Raw genomic sequence first — 12,551 nt, 5'->3', positions numbered from 1 at the left:
CGATCGATAAGGTGCCTTCCGATGCTTCGACCGTTCCGCCCCGCGTTGTCCCTGCTCGCCGCCGCGCTGGTCGTGGGCTGCGCCAGCGCGCCGCGCCAGGCACCCGCGCCCGCGGCCGCCACCACGCCGCCGTTGGCCAGCACCGGCACCGCGCGCGGCGCGGTCGCCAACCTCGCCTCGGCCTCGGGCACGCTGGTCAGCGGCCGACTGGTGCTCAGTCCTGCCGACGGCGGCGTGCGCGTGCGCGGCGAGGTCGGCGGCCTGGTCCGCAACGGCACCCACAACCTGCGCCTGCATGCGCGCGGCGACTGCAGCGCGGTCGACGCCGCCAGCGCGGGACCCGAATACGACGTGCAGCGTGGCGCGCCGTCGCGGCTGCCCGACTCGGGCGAGCGCGGGCGCATCGTCGCCGACGGTCAGGGCGTCGCCACCATCGACCTGCTGCTGCCCGGCGCGGTGCTGGGTGGCGGCGCGCCCAACGACATCGGCGGGCGCGCGCTGCTGGTGCTCGGCGCGACGCCCGGCGCGATCGGCGCGCGCGTGGCCTGCGGGATCGTCCGGATCGAGTAGCGCCGCGTCCGTCGTCCCGTTTTCCGGCGCCTTGCGCGCCATTCCGACCCGAAGAAGGAGCGTTCCCCATGTCCCAGACCCGTCATCTCGCGCCCGCCGTCGCCGTGCTCGCGCTCGCGCTGGTCGCGTGCGGCAACGCCGGCACGACCGCCGACGGCGATGCCGCGGCCGAGGCCGATCGCGCCGCGCCGCCCGCGACCGGCGCGCCGGCGACGCCGGCTCCCGATGCGGCCGCTGCGGGCGCCAGCGTCGAACTCTCGCCGACCCAGGGCAACCAGACCGCGGGCACCCTGCGCTTTGCGGCGGTCGACGGGCGCATCCAGGTCACCGGCACCGTGACCGGCCTGCCGCCGGGCGGCACGCACGGCTTCCATGTCCACGAGACCGGCGACTGCAGCGCGCCCGACGCCATCAGCGCCGGCGGCCATTTCAACCCCGCCAGCAGCGACCACGGCCGGGTGGGCCAGGGTGCCCACCACGCCGGCGACAGCGACAACATCGTCGCGGGCACCGACGGCACCGCGCCGGTCGAGGGCTGGCTGGAAGGCGCGACGCTCGGCGACGGCGCGGCGACCGACATCGTCGGCAAGGCCGTCATCGTCCACGCGGACGCCGACGACTACGTCACCCAGCCGACCGGCAACGCCGGCGATCGGCTGGCGTGTGGTGTGATCCGGTCCTGACGGACTGCGCCGGTCTGCCCGCGGGGCCGTTGCGCCTTCGTGGGTGGATCGGGATGGGGGACTGGGGAGAGCCCGTGCCCCCGCCCGGCGCGCGGTGCGCGCCGACCTCCCCCGCGGGCGGGGGGGGTGGTGTCGCGCGTTGGCGGTTCGAGGCTGGATCGGCCGCGCGGCGCGCTGACAGTCCGAGAGTGGGTCAGGCCAGTGCGGTGCGCGGGTCCTGGCCGGGGGCGACGTGGCCGAACTCGACCGGCACGCCGTGGGCCTGCAGCACGGCGGCGAACTGGCGCTGTCGGGCCTCGTGCATCGCCAGGCCGTGCGCGAGCCGGTCCTGGTCCTGTTCGCCGGCCGCGCAGCGGCGGCGCCAGTCGTCAGGCGACAGCAGCGCCATGCGCACTTCGCCGCCGACGTGCCGCAGCAGCGGTTCGGGTGGGGCGTCGAGCCAGACCTCCGACGCCGGCGCGAGCAGCGCGGTCTCCAGCAGGTCCCACAGCGGCTCCAGGCCCTGGTTGCGGTACTGCAGCGCGGTCATCGCCAGCAGGTCGTGCAGGGTCAGGTAGCGGGCGTGCTCGATGCGCGCGCCGAACGCCTCCTGCGCCTGCAGTGCGGTGTCGGCCTGCGCCATGCCCAGGTCGAGCAGCATCGACTCCATGTGCGCCGACACCGCCTCGGTGGCGGCAGGCTCGCCGACGAACAGGTACGGCAGCACGCGCAGCCGGCCGCCCGACAGCTGCGGGTCGGCGCGGAACGGCAGCGGCGTCTCGCCCTTGTCGTCGGCACCGAACGCGATGATCCGCGGTCCCTGACCGGCGCGCGGCGCGCGGGCACGCAGTTCCGCCAGCCGGCGGTGCACCGGCCAGCCGGGCCGCAGCAGCTCGGCCGGGTCGAAATGCGCGGCGGCGAACACCAGGTCCAGGTCGCGCGCGCCGGGGACCAGCGCGCCGAGGTCGCGGCCCAGCAGCGTCGCCAATGCGCCGGCCGCCTGCTGGCCGAGGGCATCGCGCGCGGGCACCGAGTCGTCGCTCAGTTCCAGGGCCAGGACACCGAGGACCTGGGGCGCGGCATCGTGCCGGGAAATGTCGGGATCTGCGGTCATTGGCCGTCCACGCGGGCAGGGATACACTCGTTCACATTATGCCCGTCCCGTGTCGTGGACAGTCTCACGCAAGCCCCCGCGAGGAAATTCCGATGCTGCTAGGTCGTCCCGTCGCCGTGCTCGGTGGCGTCCGCATCCCGTTCTGCCGCCAGAACACCGCGTATGCCGACGTCGGCAACCTGGGCATGTCGGTGCGCACGCTCGGCGCCCTGGTCGAGGCATTCGGCCTGCACGGCCAGCAGTTGGGCGAAGTGGCGATGGGTGCGGTGATCAAGCACTCGAGCGACTGGAACCTCGGTCGCGAGGCCGCGCTGTCGTCGGGCCTCTCGGCGCTGACGCCCGGGATCACGCTGCAGCGCGCCTGCGGCACGTCGCTGGACTCGATCATCACCGTCGGCAACAAGATCGCGACCGGTCAGATCGAATCGGGCATCGGCGGCGGCTCGGACACCACGTCCGACGTGCCGATCGTCTACGGCCGCACGCTGCGCCGCCGGCTGCTGTCGGCCAACGCGGCCAAGACCACGAAGGACCGGCTCTCCGCGTTCCGCGGCTTCCGCCCGCGCGAGCTCAAGCCCGATTTCCCGGGCGTGGCCGAGCCGCGTACCGGCAAGTCGATGGGCGAGCACTGCGAGGACATGGCCAAGGAGTGGAGCATCTCGCGCGACTCGCAGGACGAGCTCGCGGTCGCGTCCCATCACAAGCTCGCCGCGGCCTACGAGCGCGGGTTCTTCGACGACCTGGTCGTGAGCTTCCGGGGCGTCGCGCGCGACAACATCCTGCGGCCCGACACCTCGATCGAGAAGCTGGCCACGCTCAAGCCGGCGTTCGACCGGACCTCGGGCCGCGGCACGCTGACCGCGGCCAACTCGACCCCGCTGACCGACGGCGCGGCCGCGTGCCTGCTCGCCAGCGACGAATGGGCCGCCGCGCACGGCCACGAGGTGCTGTGCCACATCCGCGACGCGCACGTGGCCGCGGTCGACTTCGTGCACGGCGAGGGCCTGCTGATGGCGCCGACGGTCGCGGTCGCGCAGATGCTCGCGCGCAACGGCCTGACGCTGCAGGACTTCGACATCTACGAGATCCACGAGGCGTTCGCGGCGCAGGTGCTGTGCACGCTGCGCGCGTGGGAGAGCGCGGACTACTGCCGCACCCGGCTGGGGCTCGACGCGCCGTTGGGCCGCATCGACCCGCAGAAGATCAATCCGCTCGGCTCATCGCTGGCCACCGGCCATCCGTTCGCGGCGACCGGCGCGCGCATCGTCGCCACGACCGCCAAGCAGCTCGTCGAGCGCGGTGGCGGCCGCGCGCTGATCTCGATCTGCACCGCCGGCGGCATGGGCGTGGTCGCGATCCTCGAGCGCTGAGTCTCCTCTTTCCAGGTCCCCGTCCATGTCCGGATCCCGTATCGCCGCGCGCCGCCTCGGCCCGCTCGCGGCCGCCCTCCTCGTGCTCGCCGGCTGCAGCGAGGCGCCCGTGCCCGCCCGCGGTCCGGAGGTCGTTTCCGCGCCGCCGCCGCCCGAGGCGCTGCCCGGATGCGACGCGGTCGGCGCCGCGCTCGGCGATCTGGTTGCCGGCCTCGAGCCGGTCGATCCGGCCGGCGCCCGCGAGGACACGCCCGACGCCTACAGCCTGAGCTGCACATGGCGCGCGTCCGACGGCGCAGCGTTCGGCGCGATCGTGATCGTCGACCATCAGCCGCTGACCGAAGCCGACATGCCCCGGGCCGGGCTCTACGTCGACGACCCGCGGGTCGCCGCACTGGGCGGCTTCATCGCCTATCCCGACGGCCGGCTCGACGGGGCCGAGGCATTGGGCCCGGTCGGGCCGCAGGTCATCGTCGGACCGGTCACGGTGACGCTAGCCTCGAACGCGCGCGGTGCGGTCGCCCAGGTCACGCTCGACCGCGCCATCGACGGCGCGGTGGCGGTGCATCGACTGATGCGCTGAGCGGCTGCGGCACGAGCGCCTGGCGACATCGCGCCGCTCGCACAGCAGGACGGCATGGTCCCGCGCTGCGGTGCGCGTCCGGTCGCGGCCGCCGCGACCGCGCCTCAGGGGCGCGGTGTCAAGTCGTCGGGATCGCGCAGGTGCGGCAGGCCGTGGTCGTCGCGATGCTCGGCCGCGACCGTCGGCGGCACCGGCGGCGCAGAGGGCAGCGCGACGATCGGCTCGTTGCGGGCGGCGCGCAGCGCGTTGGCGTAGCACAGGCGCGCGTTGCGCTCGTCGCCCTCGGCCGCGTAGCCGTCGCCGAGCTGGACCCAGGCCTCGCTGCCGGCGCCCTGCTCGACCGCGCGCTGCAGCAGCTCGCGTCCGCGCGTCCAGTCGCGGCGCGCATGGTGCAGCCGCGCCAGGCCCAGCATCGTCGCCGGGCTCGACGGATGCGCCTGCAGCCAGCGCTCCAGGCGCGCGCGCCGGTGCTCGGGGTCGCCGACCTCGAGCGCCGCGTAGCGGGCGGCCAGCTGTTCGTCCCAGCGCGCGTCGAGCGCGGTCTCCAGGCTGCGCAGCGCGGCGTCGTGCCAGCCCAGCGCGAACGCGCGGTCGACGTAGGCGAGCACGACCGGGGTCTCGGTGCGCAGCGCCTTGGGCAGCGCTTCCCAGCGTTCGGCGAGCACGTTGGCATCGGCGGCTTCGCGCAGCGACGCCGCGGCCCAGCGCACCTCGCGCACGGCGAGCTGCGCTTCGGGCAGCGCGTGCTGGCGCCGCAGCGCGCCCAGCAGGCCGTAGGCCTCGGCGGCGTGCCCGGTCTGCGCCCAGGCGTCGGCCCGCAGCGCCAGGCCGCGCGGCGGCAGCGGCTGCGCGGCCGGAGCGTCGAGCGCGGTCAGCGCGTCGATCGGGCGTTCGTCGCGCAGGGCGATCTCGGCCAGCGCGATCGCACGGGTGGCAGGGTGCCGGTCGCCGAGGCCGTCGAGATGGGCGCGGGCGGCGGCCGCGTCGCCGCGGGCGATCGCGGCCTGCGCCGCGGCCAGGCGCGCGGCCGGCTCGTAGTGTGGGTTCTCGTTCGCCGACTGCTCGAGCAGCTTCTCGGCGCGCGTGTAATGGCCCTGGTGCAGCGCATCGAGCCCTTCGCCGATGCGGCTCTGCGCGCGCGTCTCGCGGTAGCGGCCCCAGCTGCGGAACGGCAGCAGGATCAGGCTCACGACCAGCCAGAACAGCACCAGTGCGCCCAGCGCCATCGCGATCGCGTTGACCAGCGTGGTGCTGCGGTCGATGCCGCCGTGGCGGACCAGGACATAGCCCGGGTCGCTCGACAGCAGCAGCTGCGCGGCCAGCGCGCCGAGCAGGGCGATGACGATCCAGACCAGCAACGCGCGAAGCAGGGACATGACGAGGTTTCCGTAGAGGCGACGCGAAGAATCGCTACCGTGCCTGACAGCGCCGTGACGAGCCCGTCGTCGGCGGAAGCGCCATTCAGGATACCGGCAACGCGTCGTGTCGGGCCGGTCGCGCGGCCGCCAGCAGCGATGCCGGGCGCGCGTCGCATGCGACCCGGACGTCGTCGAAACCCAGGTCCCGCGCCAGCGACCCGAGGCGTGCGCTGGCGGCCAGCACCTGCGCCCGGTGCAGGCGCGCGAGGACCGGCCCAGGCAGGCAGGCCAGCATCGAGGTCAGCGCCTCGCCGCTGCTGACCGGCAGCAGCCAGGGCGCGGGCAGCGCCTGCAGCACCGCCAGCCGGCGCGTGGACGGGCGGACCGGCACGCGCGCGTAGACGTCGGCGCGCCGCAGTCCCGCACCGGCGGCCTCGAGCGTGGCCGCGATCACGCCGCGCCCGCCCGGGGCGGTGACCAGGCCGACGCTGCGGCCGGCGAGCCGGGATGCCGGCAGCAGCGCCAGCAGGCCTTCGCTGTCCATGCGCGTCGGCGCGCGCACCCGGGCGATGCCCTGCGCCGCCAGCGCCGCCGCGGTGCCGGCACCGACCGCGAGCCAGTCCTGGCCGTCGCGGCGTTCCAGGCGCTGCAGCGCCGCGGCCGCGGCGACCGCCGGCGGGCTGGTGAAGATCGCGACGTCGGCCCCGAGCGCGGCCCGCAGCGCGGCCCGGACGGCGGGGCCGTCGCGCTGGACGATGCGCCAGGGCGACAGCGCGAACGTGCGCGCGCCCAGCTGCGCGGCCGCGCGCCGCAGTGCGACGTGGGCCCCGACCGGGCGCAGCGAGATGACGTAGTATCCCGCCAGAAGCGAGGAAGCCGGCGCGGCATGCATGCGCGCAGCTTGGTGGCTGCCGGGGTACGGCGCAAGCCGGACGACTCTCCCCCCGACAGGACACCCGATGCAACACGAAGATCCGCTGCGCAGGCTCGCGGCGCACTACGCCTCGATGCCGCCGGTCGCCGCGATGCGCATCGACATCGCCGGTTTCGACGGCGAACGCCTGCGTCTGCGCGCGCCGCTCGCCGACCACGTCAACGACAAGGGCTCGGCCTTCGGCGGCAGCCTGGTCTCGCTGATGACGCTCGCCGGCTGGGGGCTGACCACGCTGCGCACCGAGGCCGCCGGGCTCGACGCCGAGGTCTATGTCGCCGATTCGCAGATCCGCTACCGCGCGCCGCTGTGCGACGACCTGCAGGCCGAGGCCGTGCTGTCGGACGGCGACTGGGACACCTTCGTGCGCACGCTGCGCACCCGGGGCCGCGCGCGCGTGCAACTGGCCGCGCAGGTCGTGCTGCCCGACGGCGCGGTGGCGACCGGGATGCAGGCGCGCTACGCGGCGATCCTGCGCCCGCCCTCGGGCAGCTGACGCGCCGCGGCTGAACGCCGCGCCGGCGGTCCGGACCGGGCCTCTTGCGCGGCATCGCCATGCCGGGAAAAAATCCGCGCCCCGCCCTCCTCTCCCGCCCGGTCGCGCCATGCCGCATCCGTGTCTGTCCTGTGGTGCCTGCTGTGCGCATTTCCGCATCGGTTTCCACTGGAGCGAGGCCGATCCCGACCTCGGCGGGCGGGTGCCTGCGGCGCTGACCGAGCCGCTGCGCACCCACGAGCGCGCGATGCGCGGCACGTCCTGCGCGCAGCCGCGCTGCATCGCGCTCGATGCCGACATCGGCCGCTACTCGCGCTGCACGATCCATCCGATGCGCCCGTCGGTCTGCGCCGCGGTGCCGGCCTCGCTGGAGTCGGGCGAGCGCAGCGGCCAGTGCGACCGCGCCCGCGCCGCGCACGGGCTGCCGCTGCTGACGGTCGCCGACTGGCGCTGGCGCGACGGCGCGGCCAACGACGACGAACCCGACGACAACGGCCACAGTCCGACCACGCCGACGGTGCCGCCGATCGCGGCATGACCCGCGATCGGCGTCAGGTGCCCAGCGGATGCCGGTCGAGGAACCCGCGGATCCGCGGCACGAGCACCGCGTACCGGTCCTCGAGCACGTAGTGGCCGGCATCGTCGAACGCCTCGACCTCGGCCTGCGGCAGCGCGCTGCGGAAACCCTCGAGGAAATGCCGGTCGAACACGAAGTCGCGCAGGCCCCAGCCGATGAACGCCGGCCGGTCGGCGTATCCGGGCAGGGCCCGGCCGGCGGCCTCGAGCAGCGGCCAGGCACGGTCGCCCGGCCCCAGCGGGATGTCCTGCATGAAGCGCACCGTGGAGATGCGATTGCGCCAGCTGTCGTACGGCGCGACGTAGGCGCGGCGCACCGCGCGCGGCATGCGCCGCTCGACGCCCAGCCACGAGGCGCCGGCCGAGAACGCGTTGAAGCCGCGGATGATCCACTCGCCGACCGTGTAGTCGCGGCCCAGCGCGATCTGCCACGGCATCGGCTTGGCGGCTGGCAGCGGGAACGCGGCGGTGTTGGTGATCACCAGGCGCCGGACCTGCGCCTGGTGCGCGAGCGCCCAGCCGAAGCCGATCATCCCGCCCCAGTCGTGCACGGCCAGCGTCAGCGGCCCGTCGATGCCCAGGTGCGCGAGCAGGGTACCGACGTCCTCGACCCGCGAGGCCAGGGTGTAGTCGTAGCGCGGGGAGGCGCCGGGACCGTCGTCGGGCTTGTCCGACAGGCCCATGCCGACGTGGTCGGGCACGATGCAGCGGTAGCGGTCGCGCAGGCCACGCACCAGGTGGCGCCAGTAGTAGCTCCAGGACGGGTTGCCGTGGAGCATGAGCACGATCTCGCCGTCACGCGGGCCCTCGTCGAGATAGTGCATGCGCACGCCGGGCCGCACCTCCAGGTGGTGGCTGGCGAAGTCGTAGTCGGGGAGCTGCACGATGGTCCGGGTCCGGCGCTGGCGATGGGCGCGCCATTGTAGGCGTCGCGGGGTCGGGGCCGGCCAGGAGTGGCTTCCACCTGAACGCAATGTCGGAATCCAACAGAAGCCCGAGAAACAGCCCGGTATGCTTTTTCGATGAATGCGAACGTGTCCCAGCTCCGCGCCGCCCGGCCGGTCGACGCACGCCAGATCCTGCGGCGCGACACCGCGGACCTGCACGCGCGCGTGGATGCGTTTTTCGCCGACGGGCTGCGGACCGCGTCCGATTATGCGCGCTACCTTGTCGGCATGCACCGCTTCGCAGCCGACCACGAGATCGCAATCGGCGCGCTGCCGCGGCAATCGTTCTGGCTGGCCCGCGACCTGCAGACGCTGGGCCTGGCGCCGCTGCCGCCCGGCGGCATCTGCACGCCGGTGGCCAATGCCGACGAGCGCCTGGGCTGGGAGTACGTCATGGCCGGCAGCAGCATGGGCGCGCGCCATCTGGTGCGGCATGCGCGCGCGCTCGGCCACGACGAGGACACCGGTGCGCGGTTCCTCGCCCGGCACGCCGTCGACGGCGAATGGGACCGCGTGCTCGAGCGTCTGGCCGCCTGCCCGCCCGATGACGCCCCATTGATGGCCCGCCTGCAGCGCGGCGCACGCGATGCGTTCGTGCTGGTGCGATCCTGCTTCGAGCGCAGCTTCGAGGCCCATCCCGTCTTCGATCCGGAGTCCGACGCATGAACGCCGTCCTCGATCGCGCGCTGCAGGTCTGCGCCAACGAACCGATCCACCTGTCCGGCGCGATCCAGCCGCACGGTTATCTGATCAGCTGCCAGCTGCCCGACTGGACCATCCACCACGTCTCGGCCAACATCGAGACGCTGATGGGCGCGACCCCGGAGGAAATGCTGCGGCATTCGCTGCGCGAGTTCCTCACCGACGACCTGATCCAGGCGATCGCCGAGACCATCGGCTTCGGCGAGCCGGGCGCGCCGCCGCAGCGCGCGGCGGTGGGCAATATCGGCCCGATGGCGCACCTGTGCGACGTCAGCGTGCATGTCGTCGACGGCCTGGTGCACATCGAGATCGAGCCGCAGCCGCGCAGCGCCGCCGAGCGTTCGCCGACCGTCGTCGCGCAGACGATGATCGCGCGCGTGGCCGGCAGCGAGGACATCGGCGATTTCCACCAGCGCGTCGCCGAGCAGGTGCGGCTGCTGACCGGCTACGACCGGGTGATGGTCTATCGCTTCCGCCACGACGATGCCGGCGAGGTGATCGCCGAATCGCGCGATTCGGCGCTGACCTCGTACCTGGGGCTGCGCTATCCCGCGTCCGACATCCCGGTGCAGGCGCGCACGCTGTACCTGCGCAACCGCATCCGGGTGATCCCCGACGCGACCTACGTGCCGGTGCCGATCCTGCCCGACCGCGACGCCCGCGGCGCGCCGCTCGACCTGGCGCAGATGGCGCTGCGCAGCGTCTCGCCAGTGCACCTGGAGTACCTCGCCAACATGGGCGTGGTCGCGTCGATGTCGATCTCGATCGTGTCCGGCGGCCGCCTGTGGGGCCTGATCGCCTGTCACCACCGTACCGTGCGCAACGTCCCGCCAGGCGTGCGCGCGGCGGCCGACCTGTTCGGCCTGTTCGTGTCGATGCGCGTGGCCGCGCGCGAGCAGCAGCAGGCCCTGGCGCTGGAGGAGAGCGCGCGCGGCGTGCGCGACACGCTCGCGCTGCGGCTCGACAACGCGATCGAGCCGCGGCTGGCGCTCGTCGGCGAGCTCGACCTGCTGCGTCGGGCGGTCGAGTGCGACGGCGTCGGCCTGCTGCAGGCCGGCCACTGGCACAGCGCCGGCCGCACCCCCGACCAGAGCCGGGTGCCCGGGCTGCTCGACTGGATCCGCCGGATCGATTCGGGGACCGGACCGGTCGGGACGGACGTGGCGTCGGACTGGAGCCGCGATCCGGGCGAGGCCGACGGCATCGCCGGCGTGCTCGCGCTGCCGCTTGACCCGTCGCGCGAGGAATGGCTGTTCTTCTTCCGTTGCGAGGAGGTGCAGGACGTGCGCTGGGCCGGCCGCCCGGACGAACCGTTCCTGATCGACGAGGACGGCGACCGCATCGGCCCGCGGGCCAGCTTCACCGCCTGGCACGAGACCGTGCGCGGCACCGGCCTCCCGTGGTCGGACGCCGACCGCCGGATCGTCGGCCGGCTGCAGATGATGCTGCGCGAGCGCTATCGCCACAGCGCGCTGCATGCCGAGGTCGGCGATCTGCGCGCCTACCGCGCGCGCCTGGACGTGCGCGAGCAGCGCACGCGGCTGATGCAGTTGTCCGAACTGCTCGACGGCCTGGTGCATGTCAGCCCGCAGGACGCCGCGCAGCTGGCGGCGCGCATCAACGGGCTGGAAGCGGAGCTGCAGTCGCTGATCGGCCCGGTGCACGCCACCCAAGACTGAGCACAGGCGACGCGTCGGCCGGCGACCGGCCCGGCGGGTCGCCTACCAGACCACCTCGGCCATCGAGCAGTTCAGGCCCGAGCCGATGCCCAGCAGCGCGACGCGGTTGCCCTTTTTCAGGCGACCCATCTCGCGCAGCTTGCTGAGCACGATCGGCACCGAGGCCGGGCCGATGTTGCCGTGCTCGCCGAAGATCGTGTGGACCTTCTTCGGATCGATGCCGAACGCCTGCACGAACGAGGCGGTGTGCACCTTGCTGACCTGGTGGATCACGAACTCGTCGAGCTCGTCGACGACCCAGCCCAGCGCCTCGCGCGCGGCGACGAAGGTCTTCTGCGCGAGCTTCATGCCTTCGAGCAGCAGCATCCGCGTGTCGGTGACCATGCGGTCGAGGTTGCCGCGGCACAGGGTGTTCCACTCGGTCGCCGAGCGGGTCACGCCGCCCTTGTAGCGCGGCGCGTCGGGCACCAGGTCGGCGCGCGCGAGCACCATCGCCGCCGAACCGCAGCCCAGCGTCAGCGTGGCCAGCTCGTTGCGGAAGTCCTCTTCGGTCGCGTCGGGGTGCAGCAGACGCTCCATGGTCTTCTCGTAGGCGAGGTTGGCGGTCTCGCCGTCGACGATCAGCGCGTAGTCGATCTCGCCCAGCTCGATCATGCGGCTGGCCACGTCCATGCCGTTGACGAACGCCAGGCACGCATTGGCCAGGTCGTAGTTCTGGCAGGTGTCGCCGACGCCGAGGTTGCCGCCGACGATGCTCGCCGTGGACGGCTCGAGATAGTCGCGGCTGACCGAGGTGTTGACCAGCAGGCCCAGCTGCGTGGCGTCGATGCCGGCGTCGTCGAGCGCCTTGCGCCCGGCCATTGTCGCCGCGTCGGAGGCCAGCGTGTCGTCGTCCCACAGGTGGCGCGCGTGGATGCCGGCGATGTCCTTGAGGACGTCGGTCCTGATGCCGAGGCGGTCGAGGGTCGGCTTCAGCCGGGCGTTGATGTCGTCGCTGGTCAGGCGGCGCGGCGCATCGACATGGGCGAGGCCGGCGATGGCGACGTTTTCAAAGAGCATGGGCTGGGCGCCGGATGTGGCAAAGGGAGCCGCATAGGGTAACCGCTTCGCCGGGGCGACGCATGTTGCAGGCGCGCTGCCGGCCGCGCCGTGGCGGCCGACGGCGTGGCCCGGGGCGACCGCCGTGCCGGGTGGACGGCGCGCCGGCGCCGCATTCAGCGTCCGCAGCGCCAGGCGGCGAACCGCTGGCTGCCGCCGGCCGGTTCGCCGAGCGGGCTGATGGTGTCGGCCGACAGGCCCGGCGCTTCGTTGCGCGCCAGCGTTTCCAGCTCCTCGCGCACGCGCAGTGCGTTGCGCTCGACGAACGCGATGCTGTGCTTGACCGAGACCTCGACCTCGCCGCGCTTCTCGCAGTTGCCCGGCGCCGCGTTGACCACGCGCACCGCGCTCGCGCCGGGTGCCATGTGCACCCAGGTGCAGCCGGCGGCGGACAGGGACAGCAGCAGGACCAGCAGGGGCTTGCGCATGGGCACTCCGGACGATCGGGGAAGGACGCGGTGCCCG

At 73.7% G+C, this 12,551-nt stretch carries 14 protein-coding genes; 8 read left to right on the top strand and 6 right to left on the bottom strand.

From position 1 onward, the window contains the following. The first annotated feature begins 21 nt into the window (after nt 1-21). Together WQ56_RS11265 and WQ56_RS11260 are read left to right on the top strand one after the other, a co-directional pair. Nucleotides 22-570 (top strand): superoxide dismutase family protein, encoded by a 549-nt coding sequence (locus WQ56_RS11265; protein WP_047137196.1) that lies wholly within the window; start codon nt 22-24, stop codon nt 568-570. Between the two features lie 68 nt (nt 571-638). Beyond that, a complete protein-coding gene (locus WQ56_RS11260; RefSeq protein ID WP_052772973.1) occupies nt 639-1,253 on the top strand; it encodes a superoxide dismutase family protein in 615 nt (204 codons plus the stop codon). A gap of 193 nt (nt 1,254-1,446) precedes the next feature. Here the strand turns inward: WQ56_RS11260 and WQ56_RS11255 are convergent, their stop codons facing one another. Continuing rightward, a complete protein-coding gene (locus WQ56_RS11255) occupies nt 1,447-2,346 on the bottom strand; it encodes a hypothetical protein (RefSeq protein ID WP_047137195.1) in 900 nt (299 codons plus the stop codon). A gap of 92 nt (nt 2,347-2,438) precedes the next feature. On the opposite strand from WQ56_RS11255, the gene WQ56_RS11250 reads away from it, so the two are divergent. After that, complete coding sequence (locus tag WQ56_RS11250) at nt 2,439-3,716, top strand: acetyl-CoA C-acetyltransferase (RefSeq protein ID WP_047137194.1); 1,278 nt, start codon at nt 2,439-2,441, stop codon at nt 3,714-3,716. Between the two features lie 25 nt (nt 3,717-3,741). Beyond that, nucleotides 3,742-4,299: a hypothetical protein gene (locus WQ56_RS11245; protein ID WP_047137193.1), complete on the top strand. Its 558-nt coding sequence runs from the start codon at nt 3,742-3,744 to the stop codon at nt 4,297-4,299. 104 nt (nt 4,300-4,403) lie between these two features. Here WQ56_RS11245 and WQ56_RS11240 read toward each other — a convergent pair whose 3' ends face one another. Both WQ56_RS11240 and WQ56_RS11235 read right to left on the bottom strand, forming a co-directional pair. Next, the gene (locus WQ56_RS11240) at nt 4,404-5,675 is read right to left on the bottom strand and encodes a heme biosynthesis HemY N-terminal domain-containing protein (RefSeq protein WP_047137192.1); all 1,272 of its coding nucleotides are present in this window, start codon (nt 5,673-5,675) and stop codon (nt 4,404-4,406) included. Nucleotides 5,676-5,760: 85 nt separating this feature from the next. Beyond that, nucleotides 5,761-6,549, bottom strand: a complete 789-nt coding sequence (locus WQ56_RS11235) for a uroporphyrinogen-III synthase (RefSeq protein WP_047137191.1) — start codon at nt 6,547-6,549, stop codon at nt 5,761-5,763. A gap of 67 nt (nt 6,550-6,616) precedes the next feature. Between WQ56_RS11235 and WQ56_RS11230 the strand changes: the two genes are divergently transcribed. Next, complete coding sequence (locus tag WQ56_RS11230) at nt 6,617-7,084, top strand: YiiD C-terminal domain-containing protein (RefSeq protein ID WP_047137190.1); 468 nt, start codon at nt 6,617-6,619, stop codon at nt 7,082-7,084. Nucleotides 7,085-7,193: 109 nt separating this feature from the next. Continuing rightward, a complete protein-coding gene (locus WQ56_RS11225) occupies nt 7,194-7,622 on the top strand; it encodes a YkgJ family cysteine cluster protein (protein WP_047137189.1) in 429 nt (142 codons plus the stop codon). A gap of 13 nt (nt 7,623-7,635) precedes the next feature. Here the strand turns inward: WQ56_RS11225 and WQ56_RS11220 are convergent, their stop codons facing one another. Then, a complete protein-coding gene (locus tag WQ56_RS11220) occupies nt 7,636-8,484 on the bottom strand; it encodes an alpha/beta fold hydrolase (RefSeq protein ID WP_047137229.1) in 849 nt (282 codons plus the stop codon). 210 nt (nt 8,485-8,694) lie between these two features. On the opposite strand from WQ56_RS11220, the gene WQ56_RS17750 reads away from it, so the two are divergent. Together WQ56_RS17750 and WQ56_RS11210 are read left to right on the top strand one after the other, a co-directional pair. Then, the gene (locus tag WQ56_RS17750; RefSeq protein ID WP_156170511.1) at nt 8,695-9,273 is read left to right on the top strand and encodes a biliverdin-producing heme oxygenase; all 579 of its coding nucleotides are present in this window, start codon (nt 8,695-8,697) and stop codon (nt 9,271-9,273) included. Next, nucleotides 9,270-10,988 carry a GAF domain-containing protein gene (locus WQ56_RS11210; protein ID WP_052772971.1) on the top strand — a complete coding sequence of 573 codons (1,719 nt, stop codon included), beginning with the start codon at nt 9,270-9,272 and terminating at the stop codon, nt 10,986-10,988. Before WQ56_RS17750 ends, WQ56_RS11210 begins: the two co-directional genes overlap by 4 nt. A gap of 42 nt (nt 10,989-11,030) precedes the next feature. Here WQ56_RS11210 and WQ56_RS11205 read toward each other — a convergent pair whose 3' ends face one another. Together WQ56_RS11205 and WQ56_RS11200 are read right to left on the bottom strand one after the other, a co-directional pair. Further along, nucleotides 11,031-12,047 (bottom strand): 3-oxoacyl-ACP synthase III, encoded by a 1,017-nt coding sequence (locus tag WQ56_RS11205; protein WP_047137188.1) that lies wholly within the window; start codon nt 12,045-12,047, stop codon nt 11,031-11,033. Between the two features lie 155 nt (nt 12,048-12,202). Beyond that, on the bottom strand, nt 12,203-12,514 hold the full coding sequence (locus tag WQ56_RS11200; RefSeq protein WP_047137187.1) for a DUF4156 domain-containing protein: 312 nt from the start codon (nt 12,512-12,514) through the stop codon (nt 12,203-12,205). Nucleotides 12,515-12,551 lie beyond the last annotated feature (37 nt).

This window comes from Luteimonas sp. FCS-9, from assembly GCF_001014645.1.
Taxonomy (GTDB): Bacteria; Pseudomonadota; Gammaproteobacteria; order Xanthomonadales; family Xanthomonadaceae; genus Luteimonas.
The sequence above is the reverse complement of the archived record's forward strand: the minus strand, read 5'-3'. Positions and strand labels throughout refer to the sequence as shown.